The sequence below is a fragment of the Eikenella sp. NML03-A-027 genome (genome assembly GCF_001648395.1).
Classification (GTDB): Bacteria; Pseudomonadota; Gammaproteobacteria; order Burkholderiales; family Neisseriaceae; genus Eikenella; species Eikenella exigua.
The window spans coordinates 68,840-88,078 of record NZ_LXSM01000006.1 but is presented as its reverse complement, the minus strand read 5'-3'; the positions used below and the strand labels follow the sequence as shown (position 1 = coordinate 88,078).

Annotated in this window: 25 protein-coding genes; 23 read left to right on the top strand and 2 right to left on the bottom strand. The window is 56.8% G+C overall.

What is annotated here, in order from left to right; all coding sequences use genetic code 11:
* Nucleotides 1-2 precede the first annotated feature (2 nt).
* The 21 genes from A7P96_RS03155 (at nt 3) to A7P96_RS03060 (ending at nt 14,784) form a co-directional block, all read left to right on the top strand.
* Nucleotides 3-1,145: a baseplate J/gp47 family protein gene (locus A7P96_RS03155; protein WP_067524677.1), complete on the top strand. Its 1,143-nt coding sequence runs from the start codon at nt 3-5 to the stop codon at nt 1,143-1,145.
* 3 nt (nt 1,146-1,148) lie between these two features.
* On the top strand, nt 1,149-1,727 hold the full coding sequence (locus A7P96_RS03150) for a phage tail protein (protein WP_067524676.1): 579 nt from the start codon (nt 1,149-1,151) through the stop codon (nt 1,725-1,727).
* On the top strand, nt 1,728-3,233 hold the full coding sequence (locus A7P96_RS11145; RefSeq protein WP_067524674.1) for a phage tail protein: 1,506 nt from the start codon (nt 1,728-1,730) through the stop codon (nt 3,231-3,233).
* 13 nt (nt 3,234-3,246) lie between these two features.
* The gene (locus tag A7P96_RS03140) at nt 3,247-3,882 is read left to right on the top strand and encodes a DUF4376 domain-containing protein (protein WP_067524672.1); all 636 of its coding nucleotides are present in this window, start codon (nt 3,247-3,249) and stop codon (nt 3,880-3,882) included.
* Nucleotides 3,879-4,364, top strand: a complete 486-nt coding sequence (locus A7P96_RS03135) for an enoyl-CoA hydratase (RefSeq protein WP_067524671.1) — start codon at nt 3,879-3,881, stop codon at nt 4,362-4,364. The genes A7P96_RS03140 and A7P96_RS03135 overlap by 4 nt, the downstream gene beginning before the upstream one ends.
* Before the next feature lie 166 nt (nt 4,365-4,530).
* Nucleotides 4,531-4,713 carry a Com family DNA-binding transcriptional regulator gene (locus A7P96_RS10180; RefSeq protein WP_080674534.1) on the top strand — a complete coding sequence of 61 codons (183 nt, stop codon included), beginning with the start codon at nt 4,531-4,533 and terminating at the stop codon, nt 4,711-4,713.
* A complete protein-coding gene (locus tag A7P96_RS03130; RefSeq protein WP_067524670.1) occupies nt 4,682-5,479 on the top strand; it encodes a DNA adenine methylase in 798 nt (265 codons plus the stop codon). Before A7P96_RS10180 ends, A7P96_RS03130 begins: the two co-directional genes overlap by 32 nt.
* Before the next feature lie 378 nt (nt 5,480-5,857).
* On the top strand, nt 5,858-6,166 hold the full coding sequence (rplU, locus tag A7P96_RS03125; protein ID WP_023887837.1) for a 50S ribosomal protein L21: 309 nt from the start codon (nt 5,858-5,860) through the stop codon (nt 6,164-6,166).
* A 29-nt stretch (nt 6,167-6,195) separates the two neighbouring features.
* Nucleotides 6,196-6,468, top strand: a complete 273-nt coding sequence (gene rpmA, locus A7P96_RS03120; RefSeq protein ID WP_023887836.1) for a 50S ribosomal protein L27 — start codon at nt 6,196-6,198, stop codon at nt 6,466-6,468.
* A 175-nt stretch (nt 6,469-6,643) separates the two neighbouring features.
* The gene (gene pdxA, locus A7P96_RS03115) at nt 6,644-7,642 is read left to right on the top strand and encodes a 4-hydroxythreonine-4-phosphate dehydrogenase PdxA (protein WP_067524669.1); all 999 of its coding nucleotides are present in this window, start codon (nt 6,644-6,646) and stop codon (nt 7,640-7,642) included.
* Nucleotides 7,643-7,892: 250 nt separating this feature from the next.
* Nucleotides 7,893-8,693, top strand: coding sequence for an ABC transporter ATP-binding protein (locus A7P96_RS03110; protein ID WP_067524668.1), 801 nt, complete (start codon nt 7,893-7,895; stop codon nt 8,691-8,693).
* Nucleotides 8,694-8,697: 4 nt separating this feature from the next.
* Entirely contained in the window at nt 8,698-9,474 is a 777-nt protein-coding gene (gene mlaE, locus A7P96_RS03105) for a lipid asymmetry maintenance ABC transporter permease subunit MlaE (protein WP_067524667.1), read from the top strand.
* Nucleotides 9,475-9,481: 7 nt separating this feature from the next.
* The gene (gene mlaD, locus A7P96_RS03100; RefSeq protein ID WP_023887832.1) at nt 9,482-9,952 is read left to right on the top strand and encodes an outer membrane lipid asymmetry maintenance protein MlaD; all 471 of its coding nucleotides are present in this window, start codon (nt 9,482-9,484) and stop codon (nt 9,950-9,952) included.
* A gap of 45 nt (nt 9,953-9,997) precedes the next feature.
* A complete protein-coding gene (locus tag A7P96_RS03095; protein WP_023887831.1) occupies nt 9,998-10,588 on the top strand; it encodes a phospholipid-binding protein MlaC in 591 nt (196 codons plus the stop codon).
* 4 nt (nt 10,589-10,592) lie between these two features.
* Nucleotides 10,593-10,883, top strand: a complete 291-nt coding sequence (locus A7P96_RS03090) for a lipid asymmetry maintenance protein MlaB (RefSeq protein ID WP_067524665.1) — start codon at nt 10,593-10,595, stop codon at nt 10,881-10,883.
* Complete coding sequence (locus A7P96_RS03085) at nt 10,880-11,782, top strand: VacJ family lipoprotein (protein ID WP_067524663.1); 903 nt, start codon at nt 10,880-10,882, stop codon at nt 11,780-11,782. The genes A7P96_RS03090 and A7P96_RS03085 overlap by 4 nt, the downstream gene beginning before the upstream one ends.
* A gap of 111 nt (nt 11,783-11,893) precedes the next feature.
* Entirely contained in the window at nt 11,894-12,247 is a 354-nt protein-coding gene (locus A7P96_RS03080; RefSeq protein ID WP_067524662.1) for a VacJ, read from the top strand.
* Nucleotides 12,248-12,292: 45 nt separating this feature from the next.
* Nucleotides 12,293-12,721, top strand: a complete 429-nt coding sequence (locus A7P96_RS03075) for a thioesterase family protein (RefSeq protein WP_067524660.1) — start codon at nt 12,293-12,295, stop codon at nt 12,719-12,721.
* Nucleotides 12,718-13,008, top strand: coding sequence for a hypothetical protein (locus tag A7P96_RS03070; RefSeq protein ID WP_067524658.1), 291 nt, complete (start codon nt 12,718-12,720; stop codon nt 13,006-13,008). The genes A7P96_RS03075 and A7P96_RS03070 overlap by 4 nt, the downstream gene beginning before the upstream one ends.
* A gap of 179 nt (nt 13,009-13,187) precedes the next feature.
* Nucleotides 13,188-14,090 carry a tRNA pseudouridine(55) synthase TruB gene (gene truB / locus A7P96_RS03065; protein WP_067524657.1) on the top strand — a complete coding sequence of 301 codons (903 nt, stop codon included), beginning with the start codon at nt 13,188-13,190 and terminating at the stop codon, nt 14,088-14,090.
* Between the two features lies 1 nt (nt 14,091).
* Nucleotides 14,092-14,784, top strand: coding sequence for a Slam-dependent surface lipoprotein (locus tag A7P96_RS03060; RefSeq protein WP_067524655.1), 693 nt, complete (start codon nt 14,092-14,094; stop codon nt 14,782-14,784).
* 143 nt (nt 14,785-14,927) lie between these two features.
* On the opposite strand, the gene A7P96_RS03055 is transcribed toward A7P96_RS03060, so the two are convergent.
* Together A7P96_RS03055 and A7P96_RS03050 are read right to left on the bottom strand one after the other, a co-directional pair.
* Entirely contained in the window at nt 14,928-15,785 is an 858-nt protein-coding gene (locus A7P96_RS03055; protein ID WP_067524653.1) for a folate-binding protein YgfZ, read from the bottom strand.
* Nucleotides 15,786-15,903: 118 nt separating this feature from the next.
* Nucleotides 15,904-16,155, bottom strand: a complete 252-nt coding sequence (locus A7P96_RS03050) for a hypothetical protein (protein ID WP_049257693.1) — start codon at nt 16,153-16,155, stop codon at nt 15,904-15,906.
* A gap of 207 nt (nt 16,156-16,362) precedes the next feature.
* On the opposite strand from A7P96_RS03050, the gene A7P96_RS03045 reads away from it, so the two are divergent.
* The gene (locus tag A7P96_RS03045; RefSeq protein WP_067524651.1) at nt 16,363-17,340 is read left to right on the top strand and encodes a hypothetical protein; all 978 of its coding nucleotides are present in this window, start codon (nt 16,363-16,365) and stop codon (nt 17,338-17,340) included.
* A gap of 230 nt (nt 17,341-17,570) precedes the next feature.
* The gene (locus A7P96_RS03040; RefSeq protein WP_067524649.1) at nt 17,571-19,073 is read left to right on the top strand and encodes a DASS family sodium-coupled anion symporter; all 1,503 of its coding nucleotides are present in this window, start codon (nt 17,571-17,573) and stop codon (nt 19,071-19,073) included.
* Nucleotides 19,074-19,239 lie beyond the last annotated feature (166 nt).

The following is a 19,239-nucleotide window of genomic DNA, read 5'->3' as shown; positions in this document are numbered from 1 at the left end:
AAATGGATTTGAGCAAACTGAAACGCGAAGAGGTCAAGATTGTCGACGACGACTTGGCACAGAGCCTGGCCGCCATGATTGCCGACTACGAGCAACGCGCGGGCAAGGTATTGCAGCCGGCGCATATCGAACGCCTGCTGATCAACACCTTTGCCTACCGCGAGCATTTATTGAGGCAGCAGGTGAACGAAGCCTACCGCCAGCAGCACCCGCGCTTTGCCACCGGCCTGATGCTGGATTTGTGCGGCGATGATGTGTCCACCCCGCGCCTGCAGGCGCAGCCCGCCCTGACCACCCTGCGCTTTAGTGCAGTATTGAGCGGTTTGGAACAAATTGCCGTACCCAAGGGCACGCGGGTCAATGCCGGGCAGACCAGCTTTGCCACCGCCGAAGCTGCCCTGCTGACTGCCGCCCAAAGCAGCGCCGAAGTGGCCGCCGAATGCACCGAAACCGGCACAGTCGGCAACGGCTGGTCGGTCGGACAAATCAACAGCCTGGCCGAGCGGCTGCATCCGACAATTGATGTGGCCGTTAGCAACACCACCGTTTCCGCCGGCGGGGTGGAAATTGAAGACGACGAAGCCTACCGCGAGCGCGTGTTGCTGGCACCGGAGAGCTTTAGCGTAGCCGGGCCGGTGGGTGCCTACCAATATTGGGCGCGGCAGGCGAGTCCGGCGGTGGTGGACGTGTACGTGGCCAACGATACCGACGGCGGCGGCCAGCCTATAGGCGGGCGGGTGGCAGTGACCGTGCTGGTCAAAGACGGCCTGCCCAATGCCGAGCTGATTGGCAAGATTCAGGCTGCCTTATCGGCCGAGAAACGCCGCCCGCTGTGCGACACCGTGGTGGTTAAAGCCCCGACCGCCGTCGATTACACGCTGGACGCCGAGCTGACCCTGTTTACCGGCACCGATGCCCGCACCGCCAAAGCGGCGGCCGAGCAGGCATGGGCGGTATATGAAGCCGCCCGCCGCAGCCGGCTCGGCTTGGACATCGTGCCGCTGGACATCATGAGTGCCCTGAAAGTGGCCGGTGTTTATAACGTGGTGCTGCATAACCTGCCGCTGACCGTGGTCAAGCCCGACCAGTGGGCACGCTGCACCAGTACCACCATCCGCATTGCCGCACAAACGGCGGAGGGTTAGACGATGGCCAAACTCTCCTATGCCGCCGTCATCGAACGCGACCAACGCGCCCGCGCCCTGGCCGAATTGGGATTGCGTTTGGATTTGGCCGAGCTGCCGCAGCTGATGCCGCGCCTGGTCGATCTGGTCGCCCCCGAACACCTGCCGCTGTTGGCCGAGAGCCGCAGCATCTTGGGTGCCGACGGCTACTGGCTGGCCGAATCCGACGATGCGCGGCGCAAGCTGATTAAGGGTGCCTACGAGCTGCACCGCTACAAAGGTACGCCGTGGGCAATCCGTGAGATCGTGCGGCGGCTCGGGTTTGGTGAGGTGCGGATTATCGAAGGGCTGAACGGCCAAACCTACGATGGCAGCATCAACTACAACGGCAACCATGTTTACGGTGCCGGCAGCTACTGGGCGCACTACCGCATCATCATGAACAGCGTGATTACCAACGACCAGGCCGCGCTGTTGCGCAAAACGCTGGCCGCCTTCGCGCCGGCACGCTGCCTGTTGGCAGCCTTGGATTATCAGGCCGTCCCTCTGCGTTACAACGGGCGGGCGGCCTACGACGGCAACTTTAACTTTGGAGCAGCTTAAATGGCGAATATCACGGAAGAACTGAACAACCCGCAATGGGCGGAAGGTATCTACCAGCTGGAAACCACCGACCCGGTATTGGGCGGGCCGAACGGCATTGCCAACCGGCAGGCCAAGGAACTGGCTGCGCGGACGCAGTATCTGAAGAAGAAGCAGGAGGAGTACAGACCGGGTGCGGCCAGCACTACTAAGGCCGGCATCGTACAGCTCTCGTCTGCCACTGACAGCAACAGCGAAGAGCTGGCAGCCACGCCGAAGTCGGTGAAGGCGGCTTACGACAAGGCTGTTGAATCTGCCGGCAAAGGCTTGCCCGTAGGCGCAGTAATCGGTTTCCCCCGCGCGATAACCAGCCAAGAAGGCTTTTTAAAGGCCGACGGCAGCACTTTTGCCCAGGCTACCTATCCCGACCTGTATCGCGTACTGGGCAGCAACAGGCTACCCAACCTCACGCGCTCCGACATCGGCATGACTGCCTACTTCCCGATTGCGGACATCCCGGACGGCTGGATTAAGTACGACGACATCGCTACCAAGGTAACGCAGGCCGCCTATCCCGAACTCTATCGCAAGCTGGTGGCGCAGTACGGCAGTATTGCCAACGTCAAGCCGGTAGATGATTACTTTGTGCGCAACGTGGGCAGCAGCGGCCAAATCGGCCAACAATACCCGTGGACGGTAGGCGACCACCATCATGTTTTTGGGCTTGTGGCCTACGGCAACGACGACCTGCTGCTCAAACGCCTGCCGGTGGATAAGTATTACCCCAACCAAATAAAAGCAGGCGACCCGATGTTTGTCATCTACGGACAACTGGGCGGCAATGAGGGCAAAAACAACGGTACGGATATGTTTTCGGCGGTACATGAGCAAGCGGCTATCGGGAAATACTCGCAAAAACACGCCATCCCCATCACTTACGACCACGCCTACACCGACCAATACACGCCCAAACCCTATTATCAGGACAACACCCCGAAATACATCGGCATGGTGCTATGCATCAAGGCCAAAGACAGCCTGGATGACATCGTATTTTGGATTAAGGCTTACGGCAAAGTGACCAATGCCGGAGCACTGGATGCCTCCACTCTGGCCGCACAGTTGCAGGACAAGGCCGACAAAAACCATACCCACCGCGCCGCCGACATCAGCGACTTGGGCGATGCGATTAAGCAGCAGATGGCCGCCGCCATGCAGCACCAAGCCGGCACCAACGGCTACACCAAACTGGCCAACGGTCTCATCGACCAATGGGGCGAGATGTTGATGGGCTGGCAAGGCGAGGGGCCGGTGAAAGTAGTGTTTCCGATTGCGTTTACCTCTGAGTGTTTCAACGTGCAAATCACCGTCAAAAGCAGCGGCCGGTCGGGCTCGGTGGGCACGGACTTAACCATCGGCGCGGGAGAAATAACGGCCACCGGCTTTAGCGCCATGCTTAACACATGGGCTCAAGGTGCGGCGGCCAATGATTTCCAAGGCTTCGCTTGGCGCGCCATCGGCAAATAACGGGAGATGACTCATGACACTGTATTACTCACAATCCAACGGCGGTTTTTACGACGACCAAATCCACAGCACCGTGCCGGATGATGCGGTAGCCATCAGCCCCGAGCAGCACGCTGCCTTGCTGGCGGGGCAGTCTGGCGGACAAGTGATTATGCCGGGCAAAGACGGCAAACCCGTGCTGGCCGAGCAGCCGCCCTGCCCATCCAGTACTTGGGACGGCGAGCAATGGCACATCGACCCCGAGTGCGCTGCCCGGCTCAAAGCTGAGCAGCAGGATGAGATGTGGGAGCGCATCAAAGCCAAGCGATACGACAACCTGCGGCACGGGGTATTTGTCAAAAGCGTGGGCAAGTGGTTTCAAACCGATGATGCCAGCCGCACCCAATATTTGGCGCTGGCAGTCATGCCGAGGCTACCTGAAAAGCTGGCTTGGAAAACGATGGACAACAGCTTTGTGATTATGACCAAAGCCCTGCTGGGTGAACTGATGGAGCAGATGCTGGTGGACGAGCAGGCCGACTTTGCCAACGCCGAACGTCACAAAGCGGCGATGGAAAAAGCTGAACATCCGCTGGAATACGACTACAGCGACGGCTGGACGGCCAACTACGAACAGTCCGCCGCCGAGCTGGAGGAGGCTGAAAAATGAGCGAACAGCAAATCTACCTCGCCCTCTACCGTGGCCGCCGCGACGGCAGCGGCTGGCGTGTGTGGTGTGCCCGAGCCACCGACTGGCTCACCCGCATTCTCACCCGTGGCCAGTACAGCCACGCCGAAATTGCGGTGCGCGAGCATCCGCAGGCATCGGTTTATACCTGCTACTCCGCTTCCATTCGTGACAAGGGCGTGCGCTGCAAAGTGATGCCGCTGCCGGCGGCTAAATGGGATTTGATTCCATTGCCCTCCACCCCGGAGGCACACGAGCAGCTGCAGCGGGTATGGACGGCCACCGAGGGGCAGGGTTACGACCTGATGGGCGCATTGGGTATCGCTTTCGGACTGCCGCAAAACCGCCACCGCTGGTTCTGCAGCGAATGGTGTGCGACAGCCCTAGGGCTACCCGCAGGCTGGCGCTGGTCGCCCAACGACCTCGCTGTTATCGTACCCGCCCTATATAAGGAGGAGGCATGAAAATACCCGCCACAGGGGCGGGTATACGCAATAAGTAAGACGGCGGCGCGGCCGGTGTTTGCCCACCAAACCGCGCCAGCCACGCAGAGCGAGCCTGCATGACCCAAGGCCGCCACCTCTAGAGGCGGGCGGATTCTAACATACCGGTAATGCGGGAGCTGCAAAAATGCAATATCGTTGCAAAAACTGCAATAAGCTGTTGGCCAAAGGCGAGGGGCAATTGGAAATCAAATGCCCGCGCTGCAAGGCGGTCAACCAATTTGGTTCTTTAACAACCCGGAGTGCCCGCGAGCGCCAAACTTCAAGGAGCAAGCATCATGGGCAACATCCATCCCGTCAGTCCGCTTAGGGGCTGGCTGGGCGGCAAATACCGCCTGGCCGGTACCATCATTCCGTTAATCCCGTCAGACCATACCTGCTACGCCGAAGTGTTCGGCGGTGCGGCATGGGTGCTGTTCAAAAAGCCGCCATCCAAAGTGGAGGCCATCAACGACATCAATGCCGATGTCATCAATTTATATAGGTGTGTCCAAAACCACCTGCCAGAACTGCTGCGGCAGGCCGAATACCTGTTGCCCAGCCGCGATGAGTATTGCCGGCTGCAGCATTGCAATCCCTCCACCCTAACCGACATCCAGCGTGCGGTGCGCTTCCTCTATCTGCACCGCATGGGTTTCGGCGGGAAGGTAGCCGAGTTCTGCTGCGCTGCCACCAGCACCCGCCCGCCCAAGTTCCGCGCCGACCGGTTGGCCGAGGAGCTGCAACACAGCCACCGCCGCCTGCAGGGTGTGATGCTGGAGCGGCTCAATTACGACGACTTCATCGCCCGCTACGACAAGCCCGGCACCTTCTTCTACATCGACCCGCCGTATTGGGACTGTGAGACGATGTACGGCAAAGGCATCTTCGCTAAGGCAGATTTCGAACGGCTGGCCGAGCAGCTACGCCACATCAAAGGGCGCTTCCTGCTGTCGATTAACGACGTGCCGGCCATTAGGGAGATCTTCACCGGCTTCCAGTTTAAAGAGGTCAGCCTGCGCTACAGCATCAATAAGGAGATTACTACCGAGGCTGACGAGCTGTTGATTGCCAACTACCCCATCAACATAGAGTAGGCGGAGTCAGCTTGATGTAAAAAATCCCACCAAGTAAGGTGGGATTTGTAACGTTGTTGCACAGGGTGCAATAATATCAGGACTGATTTATCGCGCCGAAGTGGGGATATTTATCGCGCGCGGCTTCAAAACTGACAACAAAACCGTGCCGTAAGGAACAGCGAAGATGCGGACTATACGCCTACCAAAATATTTTGTCAAATACCTTTTGACCCGTTCTTTACCAACAACAACACAGCCATCAGACTACAAAAGGAAAATAACCTTTTGACAAGATAACCACAGATGCAATAGAATACGTAGTTCTTGTGTTCCAGACATTAATCGGACACTAGATAAAAATTAAATCTTTGATAATACCCCCACATGGAGTTGAGTATGTACGCGGTCATAAAAACCGGCGGCAAACAATACAAAGTTGCTGTTGGCGAAAAATTGAAAGTAGAACAGATACCTGCCGAACTCGACAGCCAAATCGAACTGACTGAAGTTTTGATGATTGCTGACGGCGAGTCTGTAAAAGTAGGCGCACCTTTTATTGAAGGCGCAAAAGTAACAGCCAAGGTAGTAGCTCATGGCCGTGGCGAAAAAATCCGCATTTTCAAAATGCGTCGCCGTAAACACTATCAGAAACGCCAAGGCCACCGCCAAAATTTCACCCAAATTGAAATCGTGGCCATCGCCTAAGTTTTTAACCTAATTCAGGAGTATCAAACATGGCAAGTAAAAAAGCAGGCGGCAGCACCCGCAACGGCCGCGATTCAGAAGCCAAACGCTTGGGCGTAAAAGCCTACGGCAACGAGCTGATTCCTGCCGGTTCCATCATCGTTCGCCAGCGTGGCACCAAGTTTCATGCAGGCAACAACGTAGGTATGGGTAAAGACCATACCCTGTTTGCCAAAGTGGACGGCTACGTAGAATTTACCGTAAAAGGCGTACACAACCGTAAAACCGTTAACGTTCGCCCCTACACTGGTGCCGACGAATAATCAACGGCTAGCCTAATTTCAGGATGCTACTTCAGGTAGCATCCTTTTATTTTGCCTAAATTAAATTATCCTGGCTAACACCCTTATTCCGCACACAAGTATTATCCACATCAAAAATCTGCTTAGCTACCAACTGCTATAATCCTGCCATCTTTAGTTTTCAGGTAGCCTCACCATGCCCGTCACACCTATCCTAGCCATCACCTCCGGCGAGCCTGCCGGCATAGGCCCCGATATCTGTCTTACTTTAGCTCAGCAGACTTTACCCTGTCGCTGCGTTGTCTTAGCCGACAAACAACTCCTCACCGAACGTGCCCAGCAACTCGGCTACAACACCCCCCTTGCCGATTATCATCCCAACCATCCGCCCGCCCCTGGCACACTGGAAGTTTTACACATTCCCCTCTCCGCCCCCTGCCACACCGGCCAACTCAACTCCGCCAATGCCCGCTACGTACTCTCCCTGCTTGATCGTGCCTATAGCAGCATCTGCCAAGGTGAATTTGCCGGCATGGTAACCGCCCCGTTGCACAAAGGCATCATCAACGACGCCGGCATCCTCTTCAGCGGCCACACCGAATACCTCGCTGCCATCAGCCATACCGAACAAGTCGTCATGATGCTGGCCGGCAACGGCCTACGCGTTGCCCTCGCCACCACTCACCTCCCCCTCAAAGACATCCCCGCCGCCATCACCCGCCCACTGTTGCACTCCGTGTTGCACATTTTACACACCGACCTGAAAACTAAATTCGGCATCACTAAGCCCACCATCCTCGTGGCCGGGCTCAACCCCCATGCCGGCGAACAAGGTCATCTTGGCTGGGAAGAAATCCAAATCATTGAACCCGAATTACAATCCCTGCGCGAGCAAGGCCTCGATGTACGCGGCCCCTTCCCCGCCGACACCCTATTCCAGCCTTTCCTGCTCAAAGATGCCGACGCCGTGCTTGCCATGTATCACGACCAAGGCCTGCCCGTACTCAAATATGCCTCCTTCGGTCAAGGCGTGAATATCACCCTTGGCCTACCCTTCATCCGCACTTCAGTCGATCACGGCACTGCTCTCGACCTAGCCGGTACCGGCCGCGCCGACCACGGCAGCCTGCTCACCGCCATTCAAACCGCCCTCGATATGGCCAAACACTGGCAACACCACCGCGCGCCATCATAGCCGCACACTATCAGGCACAAAGGCTACCTGAAAATCTGCCACTCATGCAGCAGTCTTAAAACTTTCAGGTAGCCTTCAGTTCAATCTATCCACATGATATAAAAACACTTCCCTGCACACAAAGACTACCTGAAAAAATCTACAACACTTCCAGCCAGCACTCAGCCTCACCATTGGCAAAATCATTGAACCCAGTGTGCTTTTTCCCTATAATCGACACCCTTGTATGTAAACCTAACCTCTGCCACCTATGGCCACACCCTTCATCGAAATGCAAAACGTCGCCTTTGCCTATGGCGAACGCCCCATCCTGAACAACGTCAGTTTTCAGGTAGCCCAAGGCACGTTTGCCGCCGTGATGGGTGGTTCCGGCAGTGGTAAGACCACCCTGCTGCGCCTGATTACCGGCCAAATTGCGCCCACTTCCGGCCGCGTGCTGATTAACGGCCGCGACCTTGCCGCATTCAACGCCAAAGAGTTGCACCAACATCGGCGCAATATGGGCGTACTGTTCCAATTCGGCGCACTGTTTACCGATTTATCCGTATATGAAAACGTGGCTTTCCCGCTGCGCGAGCAAACCGACTTGCCCGAAGAAATCATCCGCGACTTAGTGCACCTGAAGCTCAGCGCCGTCGGCCTGCACGGCACGGAAAACCTGATGCCGGACGAGCTATCCGGCGGCATGTCCCGCCGCGTTGCCTTGGCGCGTACCATTGCCCTCGACCCCGCGTTGATGCTGTATGACGAGCCATTCACCGGCCTCGACCCGATTTCTCTGGGCGTAATTGCCGACTTGATCAGCAAAATCAACCGTGCCCTGCGCTCCACCAGCATGATGGTTACACACGATGTGCCACGCTCGCTGCAAATTGCCGACCAAGTGATTTTCCTTGCCCACGGCGAAATCCTGTTTTCAGGTAGCCCAGAAGAAATGCGCAGCCTCGATTCGCCGTGGATTACCCAATTTATCAACGGCCTGCCCAATGGCCCGGTCGCCTTCCGCTATCCGGCTGAACGCGGCATACAACAAGTTTTGCTCAATAGCTAAAATTATGAATTTTTTCCGAACCCTAGGCGCGAAAACGCTGGATTTTCTGCAGGAGCTAGGCAAAACCACCCTATTCCTGTTTGCCGTGCTGGCACGCTCCGGCACGTTGCTGCTGCGCCTGCGGCTGGGCATCCGCCAAATGTATTTTACCGGCGTGCTCTCCATCATTATCATTGCCGTATCAGGGCTGTTCGTGGGCATGGTATTGGGTTTGCAGGGCTACACCCAGCTGGCTAAATTCAAATCGGCCGATATTTTGGGCTATATGGTGGCTGCATCGCTGTTGCGCGAACTGGGGCCGGTACTGGCCGGCATTCTGTTCGCCAGCAGCGCCGGCGGCGCGATGACCAGCGAAATCGGCCTGATGAAAACCACCGAGCAGCTGGAGGCGATGAAGGTAATGGCGGTCGATCCCGTTGCCCGCGTGGTGGTGCCGCGTTTTTGGGCAGGCGTGATTTCCATGCCACTGTTGGCTTCTATCTGCAATGTGGCCGGCATTTACGGTGCCTATCTTATCGGCGTGCGCTATTTGGGCTTAGATGGCGGCATTTTCTGGTCGCAGATGCAGGCGAATATTGATGTGGGCTACGATGTGGTGAACGGGTTGATTAAATCGGTGGTGTTCGGCGTGGCTATTTCTCTGATTGCCGTATATCAAGGCTTCCACTGCCGCAGCACGCCGGAAGGCATCCTGCGTGCCAGCACCCGCACCGTGGTGAGCAGCGCACTCACCGTTTTGGCCTTGGATTTTGTTTTAACCGCCATCATATTTATCGGATAACCGGATTATGAAAAGAAGCACTTTAGAACTTTGGGTCGGCGTTTTTGTGGCCTTAGGCATTGCCGCTGTGGTATTTTTATCACTACGCGTAGCCGGCGGGCAAACGGTTTCCCGCCAGTCGTCCTACACTGTTTCCGCTAGCTTTACCGACATCGGCGGTTTGAAAGTAAAAGCCCCGGTGAAGGCTTCCGGCGTAGTGGTGGGTAGGGTATCCTCCATCCAGCTCGACCCGAAAACCTACCGAGCCAATGTAAGCCTGAATATCGACAGCCAATACCGTTTCAGCACCGACGTTTCCGCCGAAATTCTCACTTCCGGCCTGCTGGGCGAGCAATACATCGGCCTGCAGCAGGGCGCGGAGGAAACCGAGCTGAAAAACGGCGACACCATTGAAATTACCAGCTCCGCTTTGGTGCTGGAGCAGTTAATCGGCAAATTTATGACCAACACCGTAGAAAAAAACGGCGCAACACAATAAACACACTACAACATTTTCATTTTTCACTGGGAAAGGAAAACATCAATGAAAAAATCCGCACTCACAGCTGCCCTGAGCATTGGCATTATGAGCATCGGCCTGGCCTTCGCTACGCCGCAGCAGGCCGTGGCGCAACTCAAGCAGAACAGCACCCAAGTGCTGAACATCTTGCAAAACGCAAAAAACAACAACGATGTGCAAGTTCGCCGTCAGGCCGAAAACTATGCCATCCCCTATTTCGACTTTACCCGCATGACCGAGCTGGCTGTGGGCGCCAACTGGCGCAACGCCACCCCGGCGCAGAAAACTGCGCTTACCGAACAGTTTAAAACCCTGCTCATCCGCACCTACTCCGGCACCATGCTGCAATACCGCAACGCCAACGTGGTTATCCGCGAGAACGCGGTTCAGCGCGGCAACAGCATTATCGTTACCGCCGACATCACTCCCGCCGGCGGCAAACCGGTAACCATGGATTACACCATGTACCAAAGCGGCGGCAAATACCGCGTTTATAACGTGGCCGTAGAAGGCGCCAGCCTGGTAACCGTGTACCGCAGCCAGTTCAACAACACCATCGCGCAAAAAGGCATCGACGGCCTGATTCAAGAGCTGCGCAGCAAAAACGGCAGCTGAGTCCATGCACAGCGAATGCCGCGATGAAACCGTGTACCTCAGTGGGGAAGTGACCGTTGCCACGGTAACCGCCCCGCTGTTTCACGCCTATTGCCAACAGCTGGGCTACCTGAAAAACAGCCCCTCCCCCGCAATCGATTTCTCCGGCGTAAGCCAAGCCGATTCCGTCTGCATTTCCCTTATGGCCACCGCCAAACGCAGCCGCCCCGAAGCTGCTTGGGTGTTCCGCGGCCTGCCCGCCGGCGTGGCCGCTTTGGCCGAACTGTATGAAGTAGGCGGCTGGATAACATCATGAAAAAACTGCTCACCCTTACCCTGCTGACCATCGGCCTGTCCGGCAATGCCTTGGCCGAAGGCGTCGCCTACGACCCCTATGAAGGCTACAACCGCTTCATGTTTGGCGTAAACGACCGCATCGACCGCCACTTCCTTTCTCCCGTGGCACGCGGCTACCGCGCCGTTACTCCCCGCCCCGTGCGCAGCGGCATCGGAAACTTTTTCAATAACTTGCGCGACATCGTGAGCGTGGGCAGCAACCTATTGCGGCTCAACATTTCCAAAGCCGGCAGCGACCTCGTGCGCGTGGGCATCAACACCACCTTCGGCTTCGGCGGCCTCATCGACATCGCCAGCGAAGCCCAAATGCCCAACAACAAAAACACCCTCGGCGACACCTTCGCCAGCTGGGGCTGGAAAAACAGCAACTACTTCGTCTATCCTCTGCTCGGCCCCAGCACCGTGCGCGATGCACTGGGCAATACCATTACCAGCGTTTATTCCCCCGAAAAACTCGCCTTCGGCAACGGCGCCGGCTACTGGGCCGCCACCGGCGTGAAAACCCTCGACACCCGCGCCAACCTGCTCGACCTCACCGACGGCGTGAACCAAGTTGCGCTCGACCGCTACACCTTCATCCGCGATGCCTACATGGCCGCCCGTGCCAAACAAATCGGCACCACACTGCCCGGCAGTGAAGACGACTACGTTCCCAGCTTTGAAGAAGAGGGCGGCAACACCGGTAACGAAGCCGCAGCCGCCACTGAGCAACCCTCCGCCGAACCGGTCACCACCACACAGCCGCCTGCCGACTCCGTAGTAAATAGCACCACATCTGCTGCCGACACCCCAGCAGACAACACAAACAGCGGCCGCCCCGCCCCCAATACCATCTACGAAGAAATCCTCAGCCGCTAAAATTGCCGCCCTTCCGATTTTCAGGTAGCCTTTCCACAAGCAGAAAAGGCTACCTGAAAAATAAAGGCTACCTGAAACCCTTCCCCCACCGCCTCATCAAAGGAGCGCATCATGTACGAAATCAACCGCAGCGTATTCCGGCTGGTGCCGCTACAGCCGTTTTGGAACTGGCTCACCGCCCTGCCCGGCGCCGAGCTTGACGACCTTACCCTCGAAGACCTGCAAAACAACGCCAACGCCTACCTCACCAACCCCTGCGATGACGGCGAAGAAGTGTGGGCGGAAATCAAACCCCAAATCGACACCATCTTCGCCGCCGAACTGGCCGACTGGTGCGAAGACGAAAGCCAATGGCCCGATTTGTATCCCGACATCTTTGCCGAATGGTTCGATATCCAACTCTCCCCCATCCTCTGCGATTTGTCCGCCCGCGAAGTAGAGCGCGAACCCTTCCAACCCCTGTAAAACCAAAGGCCGGCAGCCCGCACGCCGGCCATTTCCATCCCTGCCATGCCACACCACACCCACCTCACCGTACGCGGCTACCACCTCGACGTATACCGCCACGTAAACAACGCCCGCTATCTCGAATTTCTCGAAGAAGCCCGCTGGGACTATTTCGACCACAACAGGCTGGCCGAATTCTTCCGCAACAGCCGCTACGGCATGGCCATCGTCCACATCGACATCCACTACCGCCGCGCCGCCCTCCTCGGCGACCAACTCGATATCGAGACCGCCTTTGCCCAAGCCGATGCGCGCCAAGCCGTGATCAGCCAAATCATCCGCAAAACCGGCAGTCCACACATCCTCGCCGAAGCCCGTGTCAGCTTCATGCTCATCGACCAAACCTCCGGCCGCGCCATCCGCTTCCCCGCCGAACTGCAGCAAGCCATTGCCGCCCATATCCCATCCAACCTCGCAGAACCCGCCTCATGAAAAAATACCTCGGCGCCTTCCTCCTGCTGGCCGTGCTCGCTGCCGCCAGCTACATCCTGTTCGCCCCCAAACGCCTCCGCCTTCGCCCTGCAAAACCTGCAAGGCCAAAACGTGGATCAACCCGCCCCGCAAGGCAAAGTTACCCTCATCAACTTCTGGTTTCCCTACTGCCCCGGCTGCATAACCAAAATGCCCAAACCCACCGTCTGCTCTTCACCGTGCTCTACGACACACAAGGCCAAACCCAGCAGGCCTACCAAGTCATCGCCGCTGCGTTTCCTTTCTGATGGACAAAAACGGCCAGATCGCCAAAACCTATGTGGGCGAGCCCGACTTCGCCGAAGTGTACCGCCTGGCCGACCAACTGCTTGCTGAATAGACAGCACAATATTTTCAGGTAGCCTTCCTTCGCGGAAAGGCTACCTGAAAAAATAAACTTCAAAACCATCAATCAATAATCCACGCCATGAAACCCCAAAAACGCCCCCTCGACGGCGTCCTCCTGCTCGACAAAGCCACCGGCCTATCCAGCAACAGCGCCCTCCAGCAAGCCCGCCGCCTCTACCATGCCGAAAAAGCCGGCCACACCGGCGTGCTCGATCCGCTGGCCACCGGCTTGCTCCCCGTCTGCTTCGGCCAAGCCACCAAATTCGCCCAATACCTGCTCGATGCCAACAAAGCCTACATCGCCACCCTCCGCCTCGGCCAGTCCACCGACACCGGCGATGCCGAAGGCAGCATCATCGCCACCAGCAACACCAAAATCAGCCAAACCGATTTTCAGGTAGCCTGCCGCCAGCACCTTGGCGCACAGCAGCAGCTGCCTCCCATGTATTCCGCCCTCAAGCACCAAGGCAAACCCCTCTACCAATACGCCCGCCAAGGCATCGATATCCAACGCCAGCCCCGCAGCATACATATTCACGACATCCAAATCCTCCGCTTCCAATTCCCCGAAACCCAAATCAGCGTGCAATGCAGCAAAGGCACCTACATCCGTACCCTCGCCGAAGACATTGCCAAAAGCGCCCACACCCTAGCCCACCTCACCGCCCTGCGCCGCACCGCCACCGCCGGCTTCCAAATCGAACACAGCCACAGCATCGAAAGCCTTACCGCGCTCACGGAGGAGCAGCGCGATGCCTTACTGTTGCCCTGCGACACATTGGTGCAACATCTGCCGCAGCACACCGCCAGCGAACAAACCATTCGCGCCCTGCGCTTCGGCCAAACCCCTGCCGCCCCACTGGAGCTGCCGGAAAACACCCCCCTGCGCATCTACTCCGCCAACCGCGAATTCATCGGCCTCGTCACCAGCCAGCAAGGCTACCTGAAAGCCCTGCGCCTGATGAGCACACAAGCCAACTAAATTGGGTAACCCCAACAATCCGATCAATCCCGACGATCCCAATCCGGGCGGTGGCAATCCTCCTCCCCCTCCCGCTAATCAGCGTACCGGCAAGGCCATCACCCTATCATCTAACGGCTATCAGCGCATCAGCGAGCAGGCTCTGTCCTTTACCCAGCAAAACTTTGGCGTGCTGAAGGTAGATGGTCAAGAGCTGAACATTATCCCTCCCAACATAGTTGCCGGCGGTCTGCTCAATATGCAAGCACGAAACACCGCACGCGTAGGGCAAGTGATGACTCAGTCCAGCTATAGCTATGTCCGCGAAGGAACCGATGCCCAGGGCTATATGTTTTCACAAGGCATCGTGACCTCAGCCAACGACATGCCTACCAGCGGTACATTTAACTATTCCGGTTATGCCGTTCACGCCCCAGTGTCCAACCAAACCAATGCCCAGATTGAAACCGGCACGGCCAACTTCAATGTTAATTTCGGCAACCGCACTATCAGCGGCACGCTTTCCCCCACCAACAACTCAGCCGTTGTGTTGGATAACGGTATCATTTCCGGCAACAGCTTTAGCGGCACGGCCAACTCTGGCGCGAAATTCAGCGGCCACTTCTATGGCGGCCATGCCGACGAGATGGGCGGCACCTACCAAAAACAAGGTGAGTACACCGGCGCTTTCGGCACACGGGAAATCGCTCCTTAATCGATCTGGCTGAAACGCTTTTGCTGTGTAGTTAATCAAAGCAGCAACACAACAGGCTACCTGAAATTTTAGCTTCACAGAAACTGCGTAGCATTTTCAGGTAGCCTGTTTCTTATTCCATTTTAATCAGGCAGGCGGCTATCTCATCCCGCCGCTTCCGTTTCAAACCACAACTTCAGCGTTTGCAAAGCCTGCCCACCGGCCTGCAAGGCCTTGCCTGCCGCGCCGTGTTTGATAACCGCCAGCAACACAAAAGCCCCATCATGCGCCACACTGTTAATAACAATGCCCACTTCCTCGCCATCGGCCTCCACCTTGCTGCCAATGGCTACAGGCTGGACGCTGCGGCACACCGCCATACCGCGCCGCACTTGGCCGCGATACTGGGCACGGGCGATGATTTCCTGCCCCGGATAGCAGCCTTTTTTGAAATGCACGCCGCCAAGCAGGTGCTGATTCAGCATTTGCGCCACACAGCTTTCTACGGTGGGCTGCGAAATCCACGGCCGCCCCTGCAAAATTTCAGCGGCCTGCCAGGCTTCGGCAGCGGCAGGGCAGTCGGCATCGGGCAGTGTCGCCGGGCTGAGCACAATGCGGTTACCGCCGGCCAAAACCAGCGTAATCAGCCCATTATCGTCTTCTTCTGCAGCAAATTTGAGTGCGGCGGCATCCACGCCCGTATCCGCGCTGCTTTGGCCGTACACCTGCCAAGCACTGTCGGTGTGGAACACTGTTTTGCTGCGCAGCACAAACATCCGCAGCCGCTTTATCGTGGCTTCCAGCAAATCCGCCGCCATCACCAGCAGGAAACGGTCGGCACGGCGCAACACCAGCATATTGGCCAGCACCCGCCCGCGCGGCGAATTGTAGGTGGCGAAACAAACCTCGCCCGGCTGCAAATCCAAAATGTGGTTAGAAAGCTGGCTGTGCAGAAATTCGGCAGCATCCGCGCCACTTACCTCCGCCACGCCGAAAAAGGGCAATTTGCAAAGTGTGTGCATGGTTTTCTCCTGTATTTTAGCAAATGAAATTTAAACCGATACTGCATTGGCCCGACTGTACTATCTGCGGTCAGCCGCCTTATCTCGATTTAAATCTAATTCACGACACCTGATTTAGTCAGTAATTCTTCTCGCCAAAAAAGGCATAAGTTGCATCGTGGAACAGCTCGCTTTGTGCGCTGTCGGAATATTCCAGCCGTGCCAATTCATCGTCAAACCCCGCGCGTACTGCCTCTAGCACATCTTGCGCCATATCCGGCGGCAGACTGCGCAGCAGGCTTTTCAGCGCGCTGCCCAACACCAGGTTTTGCACACGCAAAGCCTCGCAACTCTCTTCCAAATAGCTGATTCTCTGATTGATTTCTTCCATAACATTCTTCCTTTCCGCCCCAGGCCACGCTGCCGGGCAACGGGGCGGATTATAAGCTCAAGCCCGGCGCTTGGACAGCCGCCACCCACAGAAGCATATTTTATGAAATAATATCGTCTGTTACGTTTTCAGGTAGCCTCACGGCGAGCAATGAAAGGCTACCTGAAACAGTCAATACCAAGCTAACCCCTCCTCGGAAAAACCACCATGACCCAAGCGCAAGATAATCTGGTTTTCACCCTCAACGACGATACCTCCACCCCGCAATCCACCACATCAGACACCGAAGATTGGGAAAAAGGCCTGGAATGCCTGCAACAAAAACGCCGCCATCTGGCCAAACAGGCACAACAACCGCCCGCTGCCCAATCCAACCGCCTCCCTTCTGCCGCCCTCCTATACGACACTTTGGTGGCCGAGGCCAACCCAACGCCTGCGCCGTCTGCCACGCCTACTGCCGAACCCCGCACCGTACCGCTTCACACCCCCGCGCCCGTGACCGAAACTGCCGCCCAAACCGCCAGCACCAACACGCGCCCCAGCGCGCTCAGTGGCAGCCGCCACCGCCGCCTGAATCTGGATGAACAAAAACAGGCCTATCAAGCCTATTTCCAACATTGGCAGCAACAGCACAACCTGCAAACCGCCAGCTCCGAAGCCGAGCTAAACAACCCGCAAATCCTGTTTCAAGAAGACTGGCTGGCCGCCCAACATTCCCTGCGCGTAGGCCGTGACGAGCCCGTAATCGAGCAGGCTACCGTGTGGCTGGGCGGCGCACAGCCCACGGTAACGCCCGATCAAGACGTGGCTGAACAAATCGAAGCTGCCACCGAGGCCGCCGCACAGCCCGAATACGATGCCCAAGCCGAGCCCGGTACCGCCGCGCTGGCCGCCGCCGCCGAAAAAGTGGTGCTGCTCAATGCCTATGCCCTGCCCAGCAATTTGCAACACAAAATCCTCTGCCTGAGCGAGCAAGTCCTGCTCGAACGCCTAGCCGAAAAACTGCGTCCGCATCTGGCCGATGCCGTATCTGGCATGGTGAAAACCGCGCTTCAACGGCAAACCGCACTGATGGTGCAGAATATGCAGCAGGCCTTCTTAGACGAAGTGCCCCGCTTGGTAAACGATGTATTGGCCTACAACCTCACCCGCGCCCTGGCGGCCGTGAAAAAAGAGCAGCTATGACGGCTAAAGCCCAAATAAAGGCTACCTGAAAATCCCCACCGATTTTCAGGTAGCCTTTGCCATTTTGCGCCGCCTCGATGCCTCCGCATTCATATCATTTCAACAGTTCATTGTATTCAAAATAAATTTTTGCAAAGTAAATTCCTTCTATTTGCATAAAAAACTGCTAAAATTCGCTAGACAATTCATTGGTTGCAGTACTTTCATCAACTTGAATTAAGGAGTAGGAAATGGACAACAAACTCGGGTTCAAACCCATACCAATGGCGGTGGCCGTTGCGCTCACGCTGTTGATTTGGTTTGTCATTCCCGTGCCGCAGGGCGTTACCCCCAATGCCTGGCATCTGTTGGCGCTGTTTGTGGGCGTGATTGCCGCCATTATCGGCAAAGCCATGCCCATCGGCGCATTGTCGATTCTCGCCATTATGCTGGTGGCCATTACCAAGGTAACCGTGCCCGAGCTTGATCCAGAAGGCAACCCGATCAAAAACCCAGCCACCGTGGCCATTAAAGACGCGCTAAGCTCCTTCGGCGACCCGCTGATTTGGCTCATCGGTATTTCCATCATGATTTCGCGCGGCATCTTGAAAACCGGACTGGGCGCGCGTATCGGCTACTACTTTATCTCCTTGTTCGGCAAGAAAACCCTGGGCATCGGTTACAGCTTGGCCATTTCCGAGCTGATTCTCGCCCCGGTAACGCCCAGTAATACTGCGCGCGGCGGCGGCATCATCCACCCGATTATGAAATCCATTGCGGGCAGCTTCGATTCCGACCCGGAAAAAGGTACGCAAAACCGCATCGGCAAATACCTGGCCTTGGTAAACTACCACAGCAACCCGATTACCTCTGCTATGTTCATCACTGCCACCGCGCCCAACCCGCTGATCGTGGATCTGATCGCCAAAGCCACCAACTCCGATATCCATCTGAGCTGGGGCACTTGGGCTGTTGCTATGCTTGTGCCCGGTTTGGCAGCTATGTTCCTGATGCCGCTGGTGCTGTATCTCTTCTTCCCGCCCGAAATCAAAGAAACCCCGAACGCTTCTCAGTTTGCCAAAGACAAGCTGCAAAAGCTGGGCCCGATGAACCGCGGCGAGAAAATTATGTTGGGCATTTTTGCCATCCTGCTGCTGCTGTGGGCAGGCATTCCAGCCATGATTTTCGGCAAAGCCTACGCCGTCAACCCGACTACCACCGCCTTCCTCGGCCTCTCCCTGCTGCTGCTCAGCGGCGTGCTTACCTGGCAGGATGTCCTGACTGAAAAAGGCGCGTGGGACACCGTTACCTGGTTCTCCGCCCTGGTGATGATGGCTACCTTCCTCAACAAACTCGGCCTGATTGCCTGGCTCTCCAGACTCTTGGAAAGCGGCATCGGCGGCATGGGTATGGGCTGGGTTGGCGCGGTAACCCTGCTGCTTCTGGCCTATATGTATGCTCACTACATCTTCGCCAGTACCACCGCCCACATCACCGCCATGCTCAGCGCCTTCTATGCCGCCGGCCTGGCCCTGGGCGCGCCCCCCATGCTCTACGCCCTGCTGCTGGCCTCCTCTTCCAGCATCATGATGACCCTCACCCACTACGCCACTGGTACCTCTCCCGTGATTTTCGGCTCCGGCTACACCACCTTGGGCGAATGGTGGAAAGCAGGCTTCATCATGAGCGTGGTCAACCTCGCCGTCTTCGTGATTATCGGCGGCGTTTGGTGGAAAGTGATGAATTACTGGTAAACCCAAAGCTTTACACCAGTAACGTTGAAGCATAACGGAAGGCTACCTGAAAACTCAGCGCAGCGAAGTTTCTGCGAAGCTAAAGTTTCAGGTAGCCTTTATAGTATAGTGGATTAAATTTAAATCAGGACAAGGCGACGAAGCCGCAGACAGTACAGATAGTACG